The organism is Xanthomonas sp. NCPPB 901, from assembly GCF_056725085.1.
Genome location: NZ_CM161511.1, coordinates 1,026,999 through 1,046,396, shown reverse-complemented (window position 1 = coordinate 1,046,396; position 19,398 = coordinate 1,026,999). Strand labels below are relative to the sequence as shown.

The window sequence follows — 19,398 nt, the reverse complement described above, 5'->3', positions numbered from 1 at the left end:
GGCGCTGCGCTCAGTACGCGAACTCGCGGAACACGTGGTCGATGTCGCCCCGCCAGGCGCCGTGGTACAGCGCCAGCTTGCGCTCGGCCGCGGTCTCGCCGCCATGCAGGATCTCCACCAGCGGCTCCAGGAAGCGCGATTCGTCCTGGCCGTCGCGGTTCAGGCGCGCGCGCCGGCGCAGGCCGGACAGGGAAATCTTCACCGCCTCGGCGGCCAGGTCCTGCACGGTGCCGTTGCGGAACGGCAGCTTCAGCGCGTGCCGCGGCACGCCGTCGCGCAGGGCATGGCGCTCGGCCAGGGTGAAGTCCTTGACCAGGTCCCAGGCCGCGCCCAGCGCCGCGTCGTCGTACAGCAGGCCGACCCAGAACGCCGACAGCGCGCACAGCCGGCCCCACGGGCCGGCGTCGGCGCCGCGCATTTCCAGGTACTTCTTCAGCCGCACTTCCGGGAACGCGGTGGTCATGTGGTCGGACCAGTCGCGCAGGGTCGGCAACGCGCCCGGCAAGGCCGGCAACTTGCCCTGCATGAAATCGCGGAAGCTCTGCCCGCTGGCGTCCACGTAGGTGCCGTCGCGGTAGGAGAAGTACATCGGCACGTCGAGCAGGTAGTCGACGTAGCGCTCGTAGCCGAAGCCGTCCTCGAACACGAAATCGAGCATGCCGGTGCGGTCGGCGTCGGTGTCGGTCCAGATGTGCGAGCGGTAGCTGAGGTAGCCGTTGGGCTTGCCCTCGGCGAACGGCGAATCGGCGAACAGCGCGGTGGCGATCGGCTGCAGCGCCAGCGACACGCGGAACTTGCGCACCATGTCCGCTTCGCTGGCGTAGTCCAGGTTGACCTGCACGGTGCAGGTGCGGGTCATCATGTCCAGGCCGAGCGCACCGACCTTGGGCATGTACGCCTGCATGATCTTGTAGCGGCCTTTGGGCATCCACGGCATCTCGTCGCGACGCCACTTCGGCTGGAAGCCCATGCCGAGGAAGCCCAGGCCCAATTCGTCGGCGACCTGCTTGACCTCGTTGAGGTGGCTGCCCACTTCCACGCAGGTATCGTGGATGGTCGGCAACGGTGCGCCGGACAGTTCCAGCTGGCCGGCCGGCTCCAGCGTCACCGAGGCGCCGTCGCGCAGCAGGGCGATGGTGTGCCCGGCTTCCTGCACAGGCTCCCAGCCGAAGCGGGTCAAGCCCAACAGCAGGGCTTCGATGCCGCGCTCGCCCTCGAAGGTCGGCGGCCGCAGGTCGTCCAGCCGGAAGCCGAACTTCTCGTGTTCGGTGCCGATGCGCCACTGCGCCTCGGGTTTTTCTCCGGAGGCCAACACCTGGACCAGTTCGGCACGGTCGGTGATCGGCGTCTCGGCAACGTGGCTGGGGCTCGACAAGGGCAGGACTCGCACGGCGGGTGGAGCGATGTGGGGACCATTCCCCGCCACCGCAAGGCCCGCACTATAGCGTGCCGGGAGCGAGGCCCGTGTCGCTACCGGCGGTACTGCAGCATTCCACGGCCGCGCCGCCGCTGGCGTCGAGAGTGAGACGCAGCAAGCGTTCGCGGCACCGGCTCGGCTAGGCTGCGGTCTCCCCCACCCGTTTCGTTACAGGCAGTGCCATGCGCCCTCCCCACTCCGAACGCCATCGCACCGACCGCGCCGGCTGGCTGCGCGCGGCCGTGCTCGGCGCCAACGACGGCATCCTGTCCGTGGCCGGCCTGGTGGTCGGCGTCGCCAGCAGCGGCGCGGCGGCGACGACGGTGCTGACCACCGGCATCGCCGGCCTGGTCGCCGGTGCGATGTCGATGGCCGCCGGCGAATACGTGTCGGTGCAATCCCAAGCCGACACCGAACACGCCGACCTGGCGCTGGAGCGCCGCGAGCTGCACGAGGATCCGCAGAGCGAACTGGACGAACTCACCGCGATCTATCGCCAGCGTGGACTCGATCCCGGTCTTGCCCGCCAGGTCGCCGAGCAGCTGACCGCGCACGATGCGCTGGGCGCGCACGCGCGCGACGAGCTCGGCATCACCGAGAGCCTGCGCGCGCGCCCGCTGCAGGCGGCCGCCGCGTCGGCGGCGGCGTTCTGCAGCGGCGCGGCGCTGCCGATCGTGGCCGCGTGGCTGGCGCCGGACGGCCGGCAACTGTGGGTCACCGGCACAGCGACCCTGATCGGCCTGTCGCTGACCGGCGCGCTGGCCGCGCGCGCCGGCGGCGCCTCGGGCCTGCGCGGCGCGGTGCGGGTGGTGTTCTGGGGCGCGGCGGCGATGCTCGCCAGCGGCGCCATCGGCCATGCGTTCGGCGTGCATGTGTGAGTGCGCGCAGCGCCCTGCGGTAGCATCCCCATCCATGGCCGCCAGCGGCTCTCACCCCACCTTGCCGCAGGCTTGCCTGGCCGCCTGCGCTGGCGTTTGGAATCGCACTGTGTTGCCGTAATACTGCTGGTGGCTGCGATGGCGACGACAGGCACGTCCGACCCAGCCAGACGCAAAGGGCAGACGGCAAGGCCAGCGCCCCCATCCCTGGAAACAGCACAGAAGTGGAGTCCTGAAAATCAACACCGGTACCGTCGCCGTCGACCACACGGGATTTTCCGTTTCATCGCTGGATGAGGCGATCAAGTTCTGGACGCAGGCCATGGGCTTCGAACTCGTTCGCACCGGCGAAATGGGCGGCGAGTTCCTGCGAGAGGTCACGGGTGTCGACGATCCGCGTTGCCGCATGGCGCTGGTGGTCTCGCCTGCCGGGTTTCCCATCGAACTTCTGGAGTACTCGACCGCCAGCCGCTTGGGCAAGGCCCCCGAGAGTGCTGGCGCGATCGGCGCGGCGCATCTTGCGGTCACCGTGGCGGATATCGAGCTGACAATCGCCAGGATCCAGGCGCACGGATGGCACCTGAAAGGATCTGCGCGGCCGATCCAGGCCGGTCCACGCGCCGGAACCGTGGTCGCCTACGTCAGCGGTCCCGACGGGATCACCATCGAGCTGATGCAACCTCCCAGGTAAGAGCAGCCAACAAAGCGGCTACGCCGCCGCCGGACGGGCGCGGACGGTACTCGGAATCCCCAAGTACCACTGTTGCACTGCGGCTGCTGTGCGCCGTCCACGCCCGCCTGGCGACCGCTCGCGACGTTTTGTTAGCCGCTCTACGTCGCATCCGGTGTGGGGGGCGGGCGCTGCGGGACGGCGCAGCGGTGCGGTGCGGCTGGTGTTCCGTGGCGCGGCGGCGATGCTCGTCAGCGGCGCCATCGACCGCGCGTTCGACGTGCCTGGCCGAGCGCGTGCAGCGCCCTGAGGTAGCATCGTGGCCATGGCCGACACCACTTCTTCCGACGCCTTGCTGCTGGCGCGCCTGGCCAGCCTGGCCGACTGCGCGCAGGCCGAGGGCTACGCCTGCATCAGCGCGCGTCGCGAACACGGTGCGCGCTCGGTGGAGATCCCGCGGCCGCAGCTGGCGATCCTGCTGCAGGGGCGCAAGCAGGTGCGCACCGCCACACAGGCCCTGGAGTTCGTGCCGGGCGACCTGTTCCTGGTGACGCGGCGCTGCCGCATCGATGTGGTCAACATCCCGGATCCGCACAGCGGCCTGTATCTGAGCGTGCTGGTGCCGCTGTGCGAGGAAGCGCTGAGCGCCGCCCGCGTGCTGTGGAACGAACCGCTGCCCGCCGCCGGCGCGGAACTGGCGCGCCTGCGCGCCGAGGAGGTCGGCAGCACCCTGCTGCAATGGCGGCAGGCGCTGCAGGACGGCCGCTACACCGAGGCGCGGCTGGCGCTGGCGACGCTGGTGGTGGCGCTGTGCCGGCGCGGCCACGGCGGCCTGCTGCTGCCGCCGGCGCCGAGCGTGGCCGCGCAGGTGCGCGACCTGATCGCCGCGCAGCCGCAACGCGCCTGGCGTTCGCGCGACATCGAGGAGAGTCTGGGCCTGAGCGGCGCGACCCTGCGCCGGCACCTGGCCGGCGAACGCACCTCCTTGCGCGAACTGCTCGCCGATGCGCGCCTGGCGCATGCGATGCAGCTGCTATACACCACGCGCTGGCCGCTGAAGACGGTCGCCGCGCACGCCGGCTATCGCTCGGTGCGCAGCTTCAGCCAACGCTTCCAGCAACGCTACGGCCTGGACCCGTCCAGCATCGGCAACTGAGCCGCGTCGGCGCTGAGCGCCGCGCGCAGCGGAATGAGCGAATCGCGCAGCGACGCGAGCGCAGCATGCCGGTACCGCGGCGCCTGCCGCCCTACCGGGAAATCCCCATGTCCGTGTTTCCGTTGCGCGCGCTGTGCGCGCTGGCCCTGAGCGCCGGCGCGGCGCTGACGCTGCCGTCCCCCGCCCATGCCGCCGCGCCGGCTCCCCAAACGCAGGTGCCCGGCGTGTATCGCCAGGCGATCGGCCGGTTGCGCGTCACCGCCCTGTTCGACGGCACCGTGGCGCTGCCGCGCGCGCAACTGGCGAACATCCCCCCGCAGGCGATCGCGCGCCTGCTCGACCACCACTACGTGCCGGAGAACGACAAGGGCCTGCAGACCGCGGTCAACGCCTATCTGATCCAGGACGGCACCCACCTGACCCTGGTCGACACCGGCACCGCGACCTGCTTCGGCCCCGGACTCGGCCAGGTGCTGGCCAACCTGCGCGCGGCCGGCTACGCGCCCGAGCAGGTCGACGACGTGCTGCTCACCCACGCGCATCCCGACCACCTGTGCGGCTTGCTCGACACGCAGGGCCAGCCCGCCTATCCCAACGCGACGGTGTGGCTGAGCGCCGCCGACGCCGCGTACTGGCTCGATCCGGCCAGCGCTGCCGGCGCACCGCAGATGCTGCGCTTCGCCTTCCCGCTGGCGCGTGCGGCGGTGGCGCCGTACCAGGCCACGCAGCGGCTGCGCCGGTTCCGCCCCGGCGATGCGCTGCCCGGCGGCGCGGTAGCACTGGATACCCACGGGCATACGCCCGGGCACGTGTCGTACCGCTTCGATGGCGGCGCGGGGCAGCAGTTGCTGGTGTGGGGCGACCTGGTGCACTACCACGCGGTGCAGTTCGCGCAACCGCAGGCGGCGTACGAGGCCGACAGCGACCGCGACGCGGCGATCGCCGCGCGCAAGCGCATGCTGGCGCAGGCCGCGGACCACGGCTGGTGGGTGGCGGGCGCGCACCTGCCGTTCCCGGGGCTGGGCCATGTGCGCCGCGAGGGCGAGGCGTTCGCCTGGGTGCCGGCCGAATTCTCGCCGTTGCCGGTCGCGCCTTGAGGATGGTCTTCTCCCTGTGGGAGTAAGGAGTTAGGTACTGGCCCCTCTCTCCGCGGGAGAGGGATTTGGGTGAGGGTCCGACGCGAAGCGTCTCGCGGAGTTCGGGCGCTCGAGGCTGCGCCCGTACCCTCATCCGCCCCTTCGGGGCACCTTCTCCCGACGGGAGAAGGGAAAGCGCTAGCCCCTCTCCCCCCCGGGAGAGGGGTTGGGGTGAGGGTCCGGCGCGAAGCGTCTCGCGAAGTTCGGGCGCACGAGGCTGCGCCCGTACCCTCATCCGCCCCTTCGGGGCACCTTCTCCCGACGGGAGAAGGGAAAGCGCTAGCCCCTCTCCCCGCGGGAGAGGGGTTGGGGGGAGGGTCCGGCGCGAAGCGTCTCGCGCAGTTCGGGTGGACGAGGCTTCGCCCAGCACCGCCGCACTGACTACGCGGCGCTCGGCTCCGTCTCCAGTCCCAGCCATCTACCGACGATGCCACGCGCCTCGTCCACGCCCTGGCGGCTCTCGCCGGAGAAGGCCTGCACGCTGACCGTGTCGCCGAACGCACTGGCCAATTCCTTGCGCACCTGCTGCAGCGCCTGCGCCTGCTGGCCGCGGCCGAGCTTGTCGGCCTTGGTCAGCAGCGCATGCGCCGGCAGGCCGCGCTGCACCGCGTAACCGAGCATCTGCCGGTCGTAGTCCTTGAGCGGATGGCGGATGTCCATCACCACCACCAGCCCGCGCAGGGCCTCGCGGGTGCGGAAATACGTGTCGATGAACTTCTGCCAGTGCGCCTGCAACTCCAGCGGCACCTTGGCGTAGCCGTAGCCGGGCAGGTCCACCAGGTAGCGCTCGGGCTGGACCTGGAAGAACACCAGCTGCTGGGTGCGGCCGGGCGTCTTGGAGACGCGGGCCAGGGCGTTCTGCCGGGTCAGCGCGTTCAGCGCGCTGGACTTGCCGGCGTTGGAGCGGCCGGCGAAGGCCACTTCCCAGCCACCGTCCTCCGGCAACTGGCGGGCATTGTGGGCGGAAAGCAGGTAGTGGGCACGTTCGAGGATCAGCGACATCCCCCTAGGATCGCACGTCCGCGGCCCCGGGCGGGCTTCGTTGACCGCCGGGGCGCGGCATGCCGATAATCGCGCGAGTGCGGTCGCCGGCCTGGCAGCCGCGGGGTCGGGTCATACGGAGCTTCAGCAATGCGCCACGCTCGCGTTCTTGCCTTTGCCGGTCTAGCCGTTTCCGTCGCCGCCGCGGTCGCGTTCGCGCAGACCTCGGTGGTGCCCATTCCCGACAACGCTCCGGTGCGCACCACGCCGCTGGAGGGCGACGTCGGCAAGGCCGCCTGGGGCGACCCCAAGGCCGGCCAGGCCAAGGCCGCGGCCTGCGCCGCGTGCCATGGCCCGGACGGCAATCCCGCCATCGCCATGTATCCGCGCATCGCCGGCCAGATGGAGCGCTACAGCGCGCGGCAGATGGCGCTGATCGCCCACGGCGAGCGCACCAGCGGCGCGGTCGCGGCGATGGTGCCGTTCGTGCAGCCGCTGAGCGCGCAGGACATGCGCGATATCGGCGCCTACTTCGCCACGCAGAAGGCCGGCGCCGGCATCGCCGACGATGCGGTGATCGCCGACGGTCCGTACGCGGGCATGAAGTTCTACGAGGTCGGCCAGCAGCTGTACCGCGGCGGCGATGCGAGCCGCGGCATTCCCGCGTGCATGGCCTGCCACGGCCCGGCCGGCGCCGGCAACCCCGGCCCGGCGTATCCGCACCTGGGCGGCCAGCACGCCGATTACGTGGCGCGGCGCCTGCAGGAATACCAGGCCGGCACCACCCAGGAACGCGATCCGACCCTGTTCAAGATCATGGCGCAGGTGGCCAAGCCGCTGACCGACCAGGAGATCAAGGCGCTGGGCAGCTATCTGCAGGGCCTGCACGACCGCGCCGACGATGCGGCCGCCGCGCAGGTGGCGCCTGCGGCGGCAACGCCACAGCAGCCGGCGCCCGCGCAACAATCCTGACTGTGCGCCGCTGCGGCGGCGCCGGCTCCCGTTTCCCCTTCGCGCCGGTCCCGACGACCGGCGCGCGTTTTTTGCCATTGGAGATTGCATGAACCGATTGCCCAGCCTGCTGTTGTGCCTGCTCGCCCTGCTGCCGTTGAGCGCCTGCGCGCAACCCAAGTCCGCCACCGCGGTGGAGGGCGAGAACTACACGCTGATCGCCGATCCCAAGCCGTTCGCGCCGCTGGCCGGCAAGATCGAGGTGGCGGAAGTGTTCGGCTACCCCTGCCCGCATTGCGCGCATTTCGAGCCGCTGCTGGAGGAATGGGCCGGCAAGCAGGGCAAGGACGTGCGCCTGACCCTGGTGCCGGCGGCGTTCGGCGGCTACTGGGACAGCTTCGCCGCCGCCTTCTTCGCCGCGCAGCAACTGGGCGTGCAGAGCCGCAGCCACCGCGCCATGTTCGAGGCCATCCACGACAAGCACAGCGTGCCGGTGCAGAACGTGGCGCCGGAGGAACTGGCCACCTTCTACGCCGACTTCGGGGTCAAGCCGCAGGCCTTCATCGCCGCCTACCAGAGCCCGCAGGTCGCCGCGCAGGTGAAGGCCGCGCGCGATTTCGCCGTGCGCGCCGACATCCCCGGCACCCCGGCGCTGATCGTGAACGGCAAGTACTTGGTCAAGGGCAAGAACTTCGAGGACATGCTGCGCATCACCGACGCGCTGATCGCCCGCGAGCGCGCTGGCAAGTAATCGGCGCACGGCGCTTCATCCACGCCATGGCATCATGACGGGGTAGCCGGACCGCGCTTGCGGCGCGTCCGGCATTTCCCCCCATCCTGCTGGAGATGTCGCCGATGAAGACCCGCTTCGCCCTGACCCTGATGGCCCTGCTGCCGATCCTGGTCGCATGCAAGGCCCAGGACGGCACTGCCGACACCGTCGCCCCGGCCTCCGGCACCACCGCGGCGCCGGCCGCGCCTGCCGCCGGCAACGACGCCGCCGCCGCGCCCGCCGAAACGCCGGCCGCCCCCGCGGCCACCACCGCCGATGCCGCCGCGCAGCCCGCCGCCGCCGAAGGCGACAGCGCCGCCCCGGCCAAGCCGGTCGCCGCCAGGACCCCGAACGGTCCGGAGCCGGTGGCCGGTACCGACTATGTCGACATCCCGGGCGGCCAGCCGTTCCAGCCGACCAACGGCAAGATCGAGGTCGCCGAAATCTTCGGCTACGTCTGCCCGGCCTGCGCGCGCTTCCAGCCGCTGATCGGTCCGTGGAAGGCCGGCCTGCCGTCCGACGTGCGCTTCGTGTACGTGCCGGCGATGTTCGGCGGCACCTGGGACGACTACGCCCGCGCGTTCTACGCCGCCGAGGCGCTGGGCGTGCAGGAAAAGACCCACGATGCGCTGTACAAGGCCATCCACGTCGACGAGACCCTGAAGGGCGAGCGCGGCCGCGACTCGGTGCAGGACATCGCCAACTTCTACGCCAAGTACGGCGTGGACCCGAAGCAGTTCGCCGATACCATGGGCAGCTTCGCGGTGGCCACCAAGACCAACCGCGCCAAGCAGTTCGCCACCCGCAGCGGCATCACCGGCACGCCGTCGCTGATCATCAACGGCAAGTACCTGGTCAAGGGCAAGAGCTACGACGACATGCTGCGCATCGCCGATCACCTGATCGCGCGCGAACGCGCGGCGATGGCCAAGTAAGCGCCGTTCGCCGGGCCGCACCGCCGTGACCGCTCCCGCCACCCGCACGCTGCGCGTGCTGACCGCCAACATCCAGGCCGGTTCCAGCACGCGCCGCTACAGCGACTACGTGACCCGCAGCTGGTCGCATGCGCTGCCGGCCGGGCGCAAGCGCAGCAGCCTGGACGCGATCGCGCAGCTGGCCAGCGACCACGACATCGTCGGCCTGCAGGAGGCCGACCCCGGCAGCCTGCGCTCGGGCTTCACCAACCAGACCCACTACCTGGCCGAACGCGGCGGCTTCAACTACTGGAGCCACCAGCCGAACCGGCGCGTCGGCGGCGTGGCCTCCAGCGCCAACGGCCTGCTCAGCCGGCTGGAGCCGGTGGAAGTGCAGGACCACGCCCTGCCCGGTCGGCTCGGCGGGCGCGGCGTGCTGCTGGCCAAATTCGGCAACGGCGCCGAAGGCCTGGCGGTGGCGGTGGCGCACCTGTCGCTGGGCGCGAACTCGCGCGCATCGCAACTGGCGTTCATCGCCGAACTGCTGTCCGATCATCCCAACGTGGTGCTGATGGGCGACTTCAACTGCGTCGCCGACCGCCCGGAAATGCAGCTCCTCTACCAGCGCACCCGGCTGCAACCGCCGGGCTGCGTGGTGCCGACCTTCCCCAGCTGGCGCCCGCAGCGCGCCATCGACCACATCCTGGTCAGCGACGGCCTGCGCTGCAACGCACAGCGCGCCGTGCCCGCCGCCTTCTCCGACCACCTCGCCGTGGCCACCGAGATCGAAGTGCCGCAGCACTTGCTGCGCTGAAGCGCACCATCGCCCAGGCGTGCTCATGAGGGAGAGCTTCCTCATGAAGGAGGGGCTGCAGCCCCGACCCGACGCGCCCGACTTGCACGGCAGACCCCGCGCCCCGGGATATTCGGGAGCCCGTCCCCAACAAGACGCGAGCTGCTTATGGGCACGCCGGGACGCATCCTGCAGGAGCGGCTTCAGCCGCGACGGGCTTACCGGGAACGCCCGTCGCGGCTGAAGCCGCTCCTACGGGCATCCCCAGGCGTCGCTCCCCTCCATCGCATCCGCAGTGCCTTGCGCGAGCACACACGTGCGCCCGCAAGGCGCAATCGCGCGGGCAGCGACTAGAACTTCAGATCCGCGCGCACGTACAGATAGCGGCCGCCGGGGATGCCGTAGGTGGAGGCGTCGTAGCCGTTGAGCGAGCACGACAGGCAGATCGGCGGGTCCTTGTCGAAGACGTTGTTGACGCCGCCGCTGAGGGTCAGGCCCTTGAGCCAGTCGAAGCGGTAGCCGACCTGCAGGTCGTGGTAGGTGATCGCATCCAGCGTGTTGGTGCCGGCGACCGGGTCGCTGCACACCGGGAACGCGACCGCATCGCCGCACTGCTCGGTCAGCGCGGAGATGTGCCGTAGCGTCCACGACGCATTCCAGCGGCCAAGCGACCAGTCCAGGCTGAGGTTGCTGGTCCACTCGGGAATGGAACTGTCCACCACTTCCACGCCCGGGCGTTGCGGCTGCACCTGGCCGGCGGCGCCGGTGGCGACGTAGCGGGTGACGAAGGTGTTCTGCCAGGCGACCTTGAAGCGGCCGGCGGCGGTTTCCGGCGAGTTCCAGAACAGGTCCACGTCCCAGCCGTCGGTCTTGATCGAGCCGAGGTTGGTCAGCCGGTTGTTGAAGCCGTTGATGCCGCCGGTGGAGGCGCGGGTGATGCCGTCGCAGTAGGTCGGCGACAGCGTATCCACGCACAGGTCGAGCTGGGTCTGCGCATTGATCGCCTGGATCGCGCCGTCGATGTCGTGGCGGTAGAAGGTCACCTCCACGTCGAAGCGGTCCGACCACGGCACGTTGCTGGCGAACCACGGGCTCCAGACGAAGCCGGCACTGAAGCTGCGCGCCTTCTCCGGCTCCAGCGCGCGGTTGCCGCCGGTGGTCACCGAGATCTGCGAGTTGGCCTGCTGGTAGCCGGCCGGCACGCCGAGCGCGGCGCAGTTGCTGGCGCTGCCGCGCGGCGCGGTGCCGCCCAGGCCGATCGAGCACGGGTCGGACAGGGTCAGGTCGGCGCGCGCGGCCGAGCCGTACAGTTCGCCGATGCTGGGTGCGCGGAAGCCTTCGGCATAGCTGGCGCGCAGCACGAAGTCCGGCGCCACCTGCCAGCGCAGGCCGTACTTCGGGGTGAACTTGCCGCCGAAGGTGGAGTAGTCGGAATAGCGCCCGGCCAGGCTCAGGTCCAGTTTGTCGCCCAGCGGCGAGTCGGCGAAGATCGGCACGCTCAGTTCGAGGTAGGCCTCCTTGACGTCGTAGCTGCCCTGCGTCGGCAGCGACGGCACGCCGTTGTAGTGGCCGATCACGGTCAGCGGATCGGGGCGGTAGAAGCCCTCGTACTTGCGGTACTCCACGCCGGTGGCGAAGGACACCGCGCCGGCCGGCAGCCGGAACAGGTCGCTGCTGAGGTTGGCGGTGAACTGGGTCAGTTCGTTCTGGCTGCGGTCGTGCACCACCGGCTGGATCCAGCGCAGCATGTCCGGGGTGATGCTGCCGGCGCCGCCGAAGATGTTCAGCGGCACGCAGCCGGCCACCGCCGCGCACGCCGCCGGATCGCCCAGCGCCAGGTTGATGTTGTAGATGTTGTAGCTGCCGTAGTTGGTCTGCTCGGCCTTGTTCTTGCTGTAGGCGCCGTTGACGTCCCAGAACCAGGTGCGGTCGGCGCTCTCGAAGCTGCCGATGAAGCCGGTGCCGACGTACTGGGTGTCCACGCGCTGCTCGAACACGCGCGGGCCGCCTTCCACCGGGCGGCGCCCGATCATGATCAGGTTGCTGGCCGAGTCCAGCGCGAAGCCGAACGGGTTGTACGGGTTGGCGGCGGAGATGACGATGTTGTCGGCCAGCGGATTGCCGGTGCCGGCGTCGGGCCCGAGGAAGATCGGCTCCGGCGCGGCCTGGTTGGTCGATTCGCGGCGGTTGCCGAGCAGCTTCAGGTACCACTGCACGTCGTCGTTGAAGAAGAAGCGGAACTGGCCGAACACGCCCTTGCGCTCGGACGGCGTCAGCAGCAGGTTGGACGCGGCGAAGTTGTAGCGGTCGGCGGTGGTGAAGCAGTGGTAGTCGTCGCTGCGGGTACAGCCGCCGGCGCCGTCGTAGCGCGGCGCGCCGACGCCGCTGTTCGGCGTCAGGTTCTGCTCGGCGCCGGTGTTGGGATCGACGAAGATGAAGCGCCCGTCCGGCGTGGCCGAACTGCCGAAGGTCAGGCCGGTGCCGGGGATCGGATACAGCGACTGCGCACGGTCGCGGGCGTAGATCGGATCCTGCTTGGTGTAGCTGGCGCCGAGGAACAGGCTGGTGCGCACGGTGCTGTGGCCCCAGGCCAGGTCCACGCCCTTGTTGGCGCCGTCGCCCTTGTCGTACTCGCCGTAGTTCAGCGTGACCTGGCCACCTTCGAAATTGCGCCGGGTGATGATGTTGACCACGCCGGCGATGGCGTCCGAGCCGTACAGCGACGAGGCGCCGTCCTCCAGCACCTCCACGCGTTCGACGATCGCCAGCGGAATGGTATTGAGGTCGGTGGCCGCGCCCACGCCCGAGGCGGAGGACTCGTTGACCCAGCGCATGCCGTCGACCAGCACCAGCACGCGCTTGGCGCCCAGATGGCGCAGATCCACCTGCGCCGAACCGGCGCCGACGCCGCTGCCGTCGGGCGGGAAACCGAAATTGCCGGAGGAATTGAACTTGGCGTTCAAGGCCGAACCGGAGGCGGTGAGTTCCTGCAGCACATCGCCGATGGAGGTCAGGCCGGTGCGTTCGATGTCGGCGCGGCTCAGGGTCTGCACCGGCACCTGGCCCTCCACTTCGGCGCGGCGGATGCGGGTGCCGGTGACCTGGACGCTGTCGAGGGTGGTGGCACTGCTGGGGGCAGCCGGGGGCGTCTGTTGCTGGGCCCCGGCGGTGGCGGAGACGCCGCCGAGCAGCGTCATGGAGACCGCGAAGACCAAAGGATGGCGGTGCAGGAAATTCATCCGTCTCTCTCTCCAGAAAGGATGTGGGTCGGCCGCTGCGACCCCCTGCACCGCGACGGCGTGGCATTCCTTGTAAACAAATCGTAAACGCCGTGCAAGCATCCGGCGGGCAAAGCGCGGGCCGTCGCGACGACTGGTCGATCTGGTAGACACGGGGTCGCGAGACCCCGTCAAACGGCGACGCAATGCCGAAGCCCCTCTCCCCCGGGAGAGGGGTTGAGGTGAAGGTACGGCGCGAAGCGCCTCGCAATGCCTGGCTGCGTTAGCTGTCGTTGTCCACAGCGGCGCTCGTACCCTCATCCGCCCCTGCGGGGCACCTTCTCCCGGTGGGAGAAGGGAAGTGCGGTCTCGATGGCTTACGCGGCGCCCCGCACGCTCAAGCCCCTCTCCCCCCGGGAGAGGGGTTGGGGTGAGGGTACGGCGCGAAGCGTCCCGCAGCGCTCAAGCGCACGAAGTTGCCTCCGCGCCTCACCCGCCCGTGCCGGGGCACCGGACGGCCCGGCGCGCGATGCCGATCTGCAAACGCTGCAGGGCATCGCACTGACACCACGTGCCGTGGCTCCGTCGGTCGCCACGATGACCTCGATGCCTCCAGCGCACTCGCCGGCCCACCTGGGCGACGCGGCCCCCCATCGTCGCAGCCGTGCTGGCGGATGCGACAGTGTCGCCATCGCCAGTTGAAACGGCGATTCATCGGCGTTCGGTATAGTCCCGCGCATGATCCTGCGCACGTCTCTCCTGCTGTTCGTCGCCGCGGTGTGCGGCCCGGTTTCCGCCCTCGCCCAGTCCCTGGACGCGCAACGCCCGGCGATCCGCTCGGCGATCGACGACGCCGAGCAAGGCCGTTTCGATCCGGTCCGCGCGGCCGCGTTCAAGCAGCATCCGCTGTACGGCTGGCTGGAGTACGCCAACCTGCGCCGCAACATCGACAAGGTGTCCGATGCACAGGCACAGGACTTCCTCAAGCGCTACGCCGGGCAGCCGGTGGCCGAAAGCTTCCGCGCGCTGTGGCTGCCGGCGCTGGCGCGGCGCGAGGACTGGCCGGCGCTGCTGGCGAACTGGAAACCCACCGAGAACCTGGGCCTGCGCTGCGCCCAGCTCAACGCGCGCCAGGCCACCGGTCGCGCCGACGCGCAATGGGTGGACGAAGCGCAGGCGCTGTGGCGCAACGCCGGCAAGTCGCTGCCCGACGCCTGCGATCCGGTGTTCGCGGTGCTGCAGGCGCGCGGCGGCATGACCGATGCGCTGCGCTGGGCGCGCGTGGAAGCCGCCGCGGACGCGCAGCAGCCGGCGGTGATGCGTGCCGCCGCGCGCGGCCTGCCCGCCGCCGAGCTGGCCCTGGCCAACGACTACGCCGCGTTCCTGGACGCGGTGCATCCGCGTGCGCTGGGCTGGCCTAAGACCGAGCGCAGCCGCAAGGTGGCGGTGGACGGGCTGGAGAAACTGGCCAAGGCCGACCCGGACGCGGCCGAGCGGCAACTGCCGCAGTTCGCCCAGGCCCTGCAGTTCAGCGAGGCGCAGCGTGGCGCGGTGCTGTACCAGATCGCGCTGTGGACGGTGGCCTCGTACGGCCCCGATTCGGCGCGCCGGCTCAACGCCGTGCCCGAGTCCGCCTACGACGAGCGCCTGCACGAGTGGCGCGCGCGCGAGGCGATGGCGCGCGGCGACTGGCCGGCGGCGCTGGCCGCGATCCGCAAGATGCCGCCGGCGCAGCGCAGCGATTCGCGCTGGCAGTATTTCGAGGCGCGGCTGGCGGAAAAGACCGGCAACGCCAGCGAGGCGCAGCGGCTGTACCGCGAAGCGGCGAAATCCGCCACCTTCCACGGCTTCCTGGCCGCCGACCGGCTCAAGCAACCGTACGCGCTGTGCCCGTGGGAGCCGAACGACAGCGCGCAGGCGCAGGCGGCAGTGGCGCGCGACCCGGCGCTGATCCGCGCGCTGGAGCTGTTCAAGATCGACCGCGCCGGCTGGGCGGTGGCCGAGTGGAACGATGCGCTGAGCCGCTTCGACGACACCCAGCGGCGCCTGGCGGTGGAAGTGGCCAGCGCCAACGGCTGGTTCGACCGCGCGGTGTTCGGGCTCGGCAAGCGCCCGGAGGAGCAGCGCCTGTACACGCTGCGCTTCCCGCTGCACCACGCCGAGACCATTCGCCGCGAAGCCGGCAGGAACGCGATCGACCCGGCCTGGGTCGCCGCCGAGATCCGCGCCGAGAGCGTGTTCAATCCGAACGCACGCTCGCCGGCCAACGCGATGGGCCTGATGCAGGTGGTGCCGGCCACCGGCGCCAGCATCGCCCGCAACCTCGGCCTGGCCGGCTACGGCGGCGCCGCCAGCCTGTACGACCCGGACACCAACATCGCCATCGGCACCGCCTACCTGCGCCAGTTGCTCAACACCTACGGCCTGCCCTACCTGACCATCGCCGCCTACAACGCCGGCCCCGGACCGGCCTCGCGCTGGCAGACCCAGCGCCCGGGCCACGACCCCGACTTCTGGATCGAGACGGTCAGCTACAAGGAAACCCGCGAGTACGTCGCGCGCATCCTGGCCTTCAGCGTGATCTACGACTGGCGCCTCAACGGCGACGCCCTGCCGGTCACCGAGCGCATGCTTGGCAAGCTGGATGTGCCGCGGAAGAAGTTTGTGTGTGAGGCCGCCGGTGCGGCGGCCGGGAATCGGGAATAGGGAATGGGGAATCGCAACGACACATCGCGCGCGATCGCCCGAGCTGCTGTGCTCGCGCGCCAGCAAGGCATCGGATCTAGTCAACCTGCTTTTACCATTCCCGATTCCCGACTCCCCATTCCCGCCCCCCAATGAAAACCTACCTCGTCGGCGGCGCCGTCCGCGACGCCCTGCTCGGCCAGCCGCCCGGCGACCGCGACTGGGTGGTGGTCGGCGCCACCCCGCAGCAGATGCTGGAGCTGGGCTACAAGCAGGTCGGCCGCGATTTCCCGGTGTTCCTGCATCCGCGCAGCGGCGAGGAGTACGCGCTGGCGCGCACCGAGCGCAAGGCCGGGCGCGGCTACCACGGCTTCGTGGTGCAGGCCGATCCGTCGGTGACGCTGGAGGAAGACCTGCAGCGGCGCGATTTCACCATCAACGCCATCGCCCGCGACGAGGCCGATGGGCGCCTGGTCGATCCCTACGGCGGCGCGCGCGATCTCGAGCAGCGGGTGCTGCGCCATGTCGGCCCCGCCTTCGCCGAGGATCCGTTGCGGGTGCTGCGCGCGGCGCGGTTCATGGCGCGGCTGGCGCCGCTGGGGTTCCGCGTCGCCGACGAGACCCTGGCGCTGATGCGCACGATGGCCGCCAGCGGCGAACTGGAAACGCTGGTGCCCGAACGCGTGTGGCAGGAACTGCGGCGCAGCCTGACCTCGGCCCAGCCCTCGGCGTTCCTGCACACGCTGCGCGAGGCCGAGGCGCTGCGCTGGGTGCTGCCGGAGCTGGATGCGCTGTACGGGGTGCCGCAACGCGCCGAGTACCATCCCGAGATCGACACCGGCCGCCACCAGGAACTGGTCAGCGACATGGCCGCGCGACTGGCGCCGGGCGATGCGCTGGTCGGCTTCGCCGCGCTGACCCACGACCTGGGCAAGGCGCTGACGCCGCCCGAGGAATGGCCGCGCCACCTGATGCACGAGCAACGCGGCCTGGCCCCGCTGCGCGCGCTGTGCGAGCGTTTGAAGGTGCCGCAGGAACACCGGCAACTGGCCGAGATCGCCTGCCGCGAGCATCTGAACGTGCATCGCCTGGCCGAGTTGCGCGACCGCACCGTGCACGAACTGCTGCAGCGCTGCGACGGCTTCCGCAAGCCCGAGCGCATCGCGCAACTGGCGCGGGTGTGCGAGGCCGACAAGCGCGGCCGCCTCGGCAGCGAGGACGCCGACTACCCGCAGGGCCGCGACCTGCAGCGCCTGCATGCGGCCGCGCTGGCGGTGAACGCGCGCGATCTGGCCGCACAGGGGCTGAGCGGCCCGCAGATCGGCGAGGCGCTGGCCAAGGCGCGGATCGCGGCGATCGCCGCGGCGCGGCGGGAGCTGCAGGCCGACACGCGCTGATCGCTGCCACGCCGCGCTTGCTCAGACACGCCGTAGGCGCGGTTCTTGGCTCCTTGTTGGGAATCAGCCGCGACAGGTTTCCCGGCGATGGCCATCGCGACGGAAGCGAACATCCACTAACGACAAAGCCCCGTGTGTAGGAGAGGCTTCAGCCGCGCCCCGTGTCACCGGGAAGTCCCGTCGCGGCTGAAGCCACGCCTATGGGGCATGACGCGCCCGCTTGATCGTGGCAAGGATGGACATCACCAGCGCCGCCACCCGTCACGACGCATCCAGACGAACGATGCAGCGCCCAAACGATGCGGCGCTGGTCGCAGCGCAGCCACCGGCCGTCGCACTGCTCGCCAGGCGCGCGCTACGGCACCTGGATCGCCTCCCCGCTGGCCACGACCACCGTGGCGATCTGCGAGGCGGCATCGCGGCTGTCCACGTCGGCCAGCGTCCCCAACAGCGTGCTGTTTTCCCGCATCTCCATGGCATCCCGATAGCGCGCGTTGGCCACATCGGCCAGCTGCAGGCCGAGTTCGCTGACGCGCAGCGCCGCCGCGTCCAACACGCCGTCGAGCAATTGCGCACCCTGCAGCGCGATGTGTGCGGCGCGCGCGTTGGCGACCTCGCCCAGGTCGACGACGCCGGCGAATCCGTCGAGCGCGCCCGCCGCGTCGATCACCTCATCCATCAACTCGCCATATACGACCGACACGCGTTGACCCGACGCCGACAGCGCACCGCCCGCGTTGGCACTGCGCCGTACGCGCAGTTCCGCGCTGGCATCGCGCGCATCGACCAGGTCCAGCAACTCGTCGACCAGTTCGCCCTCGACGATGTCCAGCGTCTCGACCCGGGCGTTGCCGGCGTCGGCCATGTCCAGGCGCAGGTGCGCACGCGCGAGCGTGCCCTGCAGGTCGACCGCCTCGTCGATCAGTTCGCCATGGACGACGGCCAGCGTGCCACCGGTGACGTTGCCGCTGTTCGCGAACCCCACGTCGAGCGTGCCGCCGTCGAAGGACGCCGCATCGATCGCCTCGTCGATCAGTTCGCCTTCCTCGATCCGCGCCGTCGCCGCATGCAGATTGCCTGCGTCCTCGAAGCGCACCGCCAAGGTCGCGTCCTGCACCGCACCGGCGTCGATCGCTTCGTCGATCAATTCCCCGTCCACGATCCGCGCATCGGCCGCGACGGCATTGCCGCTGCGCAGCAGGGTCACCGCGACATCGGACGCAAGCAGATCGGCGGCGTCCAGCGGCTCGTCGATCAGCCCGCCATCGCGAATGCGCAGCGCACCGGCAACGCTGGCATTGCCGGTATCTGCCAGGCGCAGCTCGATCGCCGCCTCCTGCACCTGCCCGGCATCGACCAGTTCGTCGACCATCACCGCATCCTGGCTGTCCAGCGCGCGCGCATCGACATTGGCGGCATTGGCGAGCGCAATCGCGATCCGGCCGCCCAGCCACGGCCCGGCGTGCAGCGCCTCGTCCAGCAACTGGCCGGCGAACAGACGGACTTCGTCCACCACCACATTCGCCACGTCGTCCACCTGCACGGCGACGCGGCCGCCACGCAGCGGATGCGCGATCAGCGCGCCCTGCAGGTGGCCGCCGCCGATCGTCAGCGTTCCCTGACCACCGCGCACGCGGTCGCTCCGCTCCACGACGACCTCGAGACAGGCGCCATCGGCGGCCGCGACCGCTGCATCGCGCGGCGCGATCAGCCGTTCGCTGAGGCTGCCGCCGCCCAGGTGCAGGTGGCTCTGCGCTGTCTGCAGGCTGACGTTGGCCGCATCGCGCAGATACAGGTCGACGCGCGCACCGGCGCCGATGGGGCCATCGACCAGCGTGCCGATCAGGGCCGCCTGCACCGGCCCCGTGGGTGCGTGCAGCGTGCCGTCGGCGCCGAGCGTGTCCTCGCCCAGGGTCAGGCGCCCGCCCAGGGCGACGTTGGCGCTGTCCTGGACCAGGATCGCCAGCGTGGCGTCGTTGCCGACGCGGTGAACCAGTGTCGGCAGCAACGACGCCAACGCCGGCCAGTGCGCGTCCTGCACGGCCTGGTTGGCCTGCCCGCAGATCGCGATGGCCAGGGTCTGCCCCGCCGGCACATCAAGCGGTGCGGCGAAGGCGTACGGCTGCCACGGACCGGCGTTGCGGGCGATGAAGCGCCCGACCGCGGTCGGGCCGGCGCAGGCCACCGGCAACGCCGGCCGCTGGCAGGATGCCGGCGCCGTGGCCGGCGCCGCAAACGCCGGCCATGCCGCGATCACCAGCAGCAAGGCCGCAGCAGCACGCGCTGCGCCGGCAGCTCGCCATCCGCGCAGCCGGCGAGGACACCTCGCGCGTGGGCCGCGCGCCACCTCCGCCGCGACACCACTGCGACGGGCGCAACACCTCGCGATCGCGCGCGACACCGCAATGATCCAGCCTCTGCCGCCACGGC

At 70.8% G+C, this 19,398-nt stretch carries 14 protein-coding genes and 1 other RNA gene; 11 read left to right on the top strand and 4 right to left on the bottom strand.

The genetic code is table 11. From position 1 onward, the window contains the following. Nucleotides 1–10 precede the first annotated feature (10 nt). On the bottom strand, nucleotides 11–1,375 hold the full coding sequence (locus AC1PME_RS04310) for a glutamate--cysteine ligase (protein WP_481097411.1): 1,365 nt from the start codon (nucleotides 1,373–1,375) through the stop codon (nucleotides 11–13). A 224-nt stretch (nucleotides 1,376–1,599) separates the two neighbouring features. Between AC1PME_RS04310 and AC1PME_RS04305 the strand changes: the two genes are divergently transcribed. From AC1PME_RS04305 to AC1PME_RS04285, 5 genes are all read left to right on the top strand, one after another. Next, nucleotides 1,600–2,295 (top strand): VIT1/CCC1 transporter family protein, encoded by a 696-nt coding sequence (locus AC1PME_RS04305; protein ID WP_481097410.1) that lies wholly within the window; start codon nucleotides 1,600–1,602, stop codon nucleotides 2,293–2,295. A 232-nt stretch (nucleotides 2,296–2,527) separates the two neighbouring features. Next, nucleotides 2,528–2,986 (top strand): VOC family protein, encoded by a 459-nt coding sequence (locus tag AC1PME_RS04300; RefSeq protein ID WP_481098068.1) that lies wholly within the window; start codon nucleotides 2,528–2,530, stop codon nucleotides 2,984–2,986. A 61-nt stretch (nucleotides 2,987–3,047) separates the two neighbouring features. Continuing rightward, a non-coding RNA gene (locus AC1PME_RS04295) (sX9 sRNA) lies at nucleotides 3,048–3,123 on the top strand. A 167-nt stretch (nucleotides 3,124–3,290) separates the two neighbouring features. After that, nucleotides 3,291–4,121 carry a helix-turn-helix domain-containing protein gene (locus AC1PME_RS04290; RefSeq protein ID WP_481097409.1) on the top strand — a complete coding sequence of 277 codons (831 nt, stop codon included), beginning with the start codon at nucleotides 3,291–3,293 and terminating at the stop codon, nucleotides 4,119–4,121. A 107-nt stretch (nucleotides 4,122–4,228) separates the two neighbouring features. Continuing rightward, nucleotides 4,229–5,218 (top strand): MBL fold metallo-hydrolase, encoded by a 990-nt coding sequence (locus AC1PME_RS04285; RefSeq protein WP_481097408.1) that lies wholly within the window; start codon nucleotides 4,229–4,231, stop codon nucleotides 5,216–5,218. Between the two features lie 420 nt (nucleotides 5,219–5,638). On the opposite strand, the gene yihA is transcribed toward AC1PME_RS04285, so the two are convergent. After that, the gene (yihA, locus tag AC1PME_RS04280) at nucleotides 5,639–6,259 is read right to left on the bottom strand and encodes a ribosome biogenesis GTP-binding protein YihA/YsxC (protein WP_254460443.1); all 621 of its coding nucleotides are present in this window, start codon (nucleotides 6,257–6,259) and stop codon (nucleotides 5,639–5,641) included. A gap of 129 nt (nucleotides 6,260–6,388) precedes the next feature. Here yihA and AC1PME_RS04275 point away from each other — a divergent pair, with 129 nt between their 5' ends. From AC1PME_RS04275 to AC1PME_RS04260, 4 genes are all read left to right on the top strand, one after another. Then, nucleotides 6,389–7,210: a c-type cytochrome gene (locus tag AC1PME_RS04275; protein ID WP_481097407.1), complete on the top strand. Its 822-nt coding sequence runs from the start codon at nucleotides 6,389–6,391 to the stop codon at nucleotides 7,208–7,210. A gap of 88 nt (nucleotides 7,211–7,298) precedes the next feature. After that, nucleotides 7,299–7,940 (top strand): thiol:disulfide interchange protein DsbA/DsbL, encoded by a 642-nt coding sequence (locus tag AC1PME_RS04270; protein WP_254460441.1) that lies wholly within the window; start codon nucleotides 7,299–7,301, stop codon nucleotides 7,938–7,940. A gap of 104 nt (nucleotides 7,941–8,044) precedes the next feature. Further along, nucleotides 8,045–8,896, top strand: coding sequence for a thiol:disulfide interchange protein DsbA/DsbL (locus AC1PME_RS04265; protein WP_481097406.1), 852 nt, complete (start codon nucleotides 8,045–8,047; stop codon nucleotides 8,894–8,896). A 25-nt stretch (nucleotides 8,897–8,921) separates the two neighbouring features. Then, nucleotides 8,922–9,689 (top strand): endonuclease/exonuclease/phosphatase family protein, encoded by a 768-nt coding sequence (locus tag AC1PME_RS04260; protein WP_254460439.1) that lies wholly within the window; start codon nucleotides 8,922–8,924, stop codon nucleotides 9,687–9,689. A gap of 329 nt (nucleotides 9,690–10,018) precedes the next feature. On the opposite strand, the gene AC1PME_RS04255 is transcribed toward AC1PME_RS04260, so the two are convergent. Then, nucleotides 10,019–12,865, bottom strand: coding sequence for a TonB-dependent receptor (locus AC1PME_RS04255; protein ID WP_481097405.1), 2,847 nt, complete (start codon nucleotides 12,863–12,865; stop codon nucleotides 10,019–10,021). Between the two features lie 759 nt (nucleotides 12,866–13,624). Between AC1PME_RS04255 and AC1PME_RS04250 the strand changes: the two genes are divergently transcribed. Together AC1PME_RS04250 and AC1PME_RS04245 are read left to right on the top strand one after the other, a co-directional pair. Next, nucleotides 13,625–15,592: a transglycosylase SLT domain-containing protein gene (locus AC1PME_RS04250; RefSeq protein ID WP_481097404.1), complete on the top strand. Its 1,968-nt coding sequence runs from the start codon at nucleotides 13,625–13,627 to the stop codon at nucleotides 15,590–15,592. Between the two features lie 131 nt (nucleotides 15,593–15,723). Next, on the top strand, nucleotides 15,724–16,968 hold the full coding sequence (locus AC1PME_RS04245; protein ID WP_481097403.1) for a multifunctional CCA addition/repair protein: 1,245 nt from the start codon (nucleotides 15,724–15,726) through the stop codon (nucleotides 16,966–16,968). Nucleotides 16,969–17,323: 355 nt separating this feature from the next. Here the strand turns inward: AC1PME_RS04245 and AC1PME_RS04240 are convergent, their stop codons facing one another. Further along, entirely contained in the window at nucleotides 17,324–19,369 is a 2,046-nt protein-coding gene (locus AC1PME_RS04240) for a hypothetical protein (protein ID WP_481097402.1), read from the bottom strand. Nucleotides 19,370–19,398 lie beyond the last annotated feature (29 nt).

Bases quoted from the DNA above. Each gene is read 5' to 3' on its own strand.
- AC1PME_RS04285 (WP_481097408.1), top strand. From the start codon at position 4,229: ATGTCCGTGTTTCCGTTGCGCGCGCTGTGCGCGCTGGCCCTGAGCGCC.
- AC1PME_RS04275 (WP_481097407.1), top strand. From the start codon at position 6,389: ATGCGCCACGCTCGCGTTCTTGCCTTTGCCGGTCTAGCCGTTTCCGTC.
- yihA (WP_254460443.1), bottom strand. From the start codon at position 6,259: ATGTCGCTGATCCTCGAACGTGCCCACTACCTGCTTTCCGCCCACAAT.
- AC1PME_RS04250 (WP_481097404.1), top strand. From the start codon at position 13,625: ATGATCCTGCGCACGTCTCTCCTGCTGTTCGTCGCCGCGGTGTGCGGC.
- AC1PME_RS04270 (WP_254460441.1), top strand. From the start codon at position 7,299: ATGAACCGATTGCCCAGCCTGCTGTTGTGCCTGCTCGCCCTGCTGCCG.
- AC1PME_RS04255 (WP_481097405.1), bottom strand. From the start codon at position 12,865: ATGACGCTGCTCGGCGGCGTCTCCGCCACCGCCGGGGCCCAGCAACAG.
- AC1PME_RS04245 (WP_481097403.1), top strand. From the start codon at position 15,724: ATGAAAACCTACCTCGTCGGCGGCGCCGTCCGCGACGCCCTGCTCGGC.
- AC1PME_RS04305 (WP_481097410.1), top strand. From the start codon at position 1,600: ATGCGCCCTCCCCACTCCGAACGCCATCGCACCGACCGCGCCGGCTGG.
- AC1PME_RS04290 (WP_481097409.1), top strand. From the start codon at position 3,291: ATGGCCGACACCACTTCTTCCGACGCCTTGCTGCTGGCGCGCCTGGCC.
- AC1PME_RS04265 (WP_481097406.1), top strand. From the start codon at position 8,045: ATGAAGACCCGCTTCGCCCTGACCCTGATGGCCCTGCTGCCGATCCTG.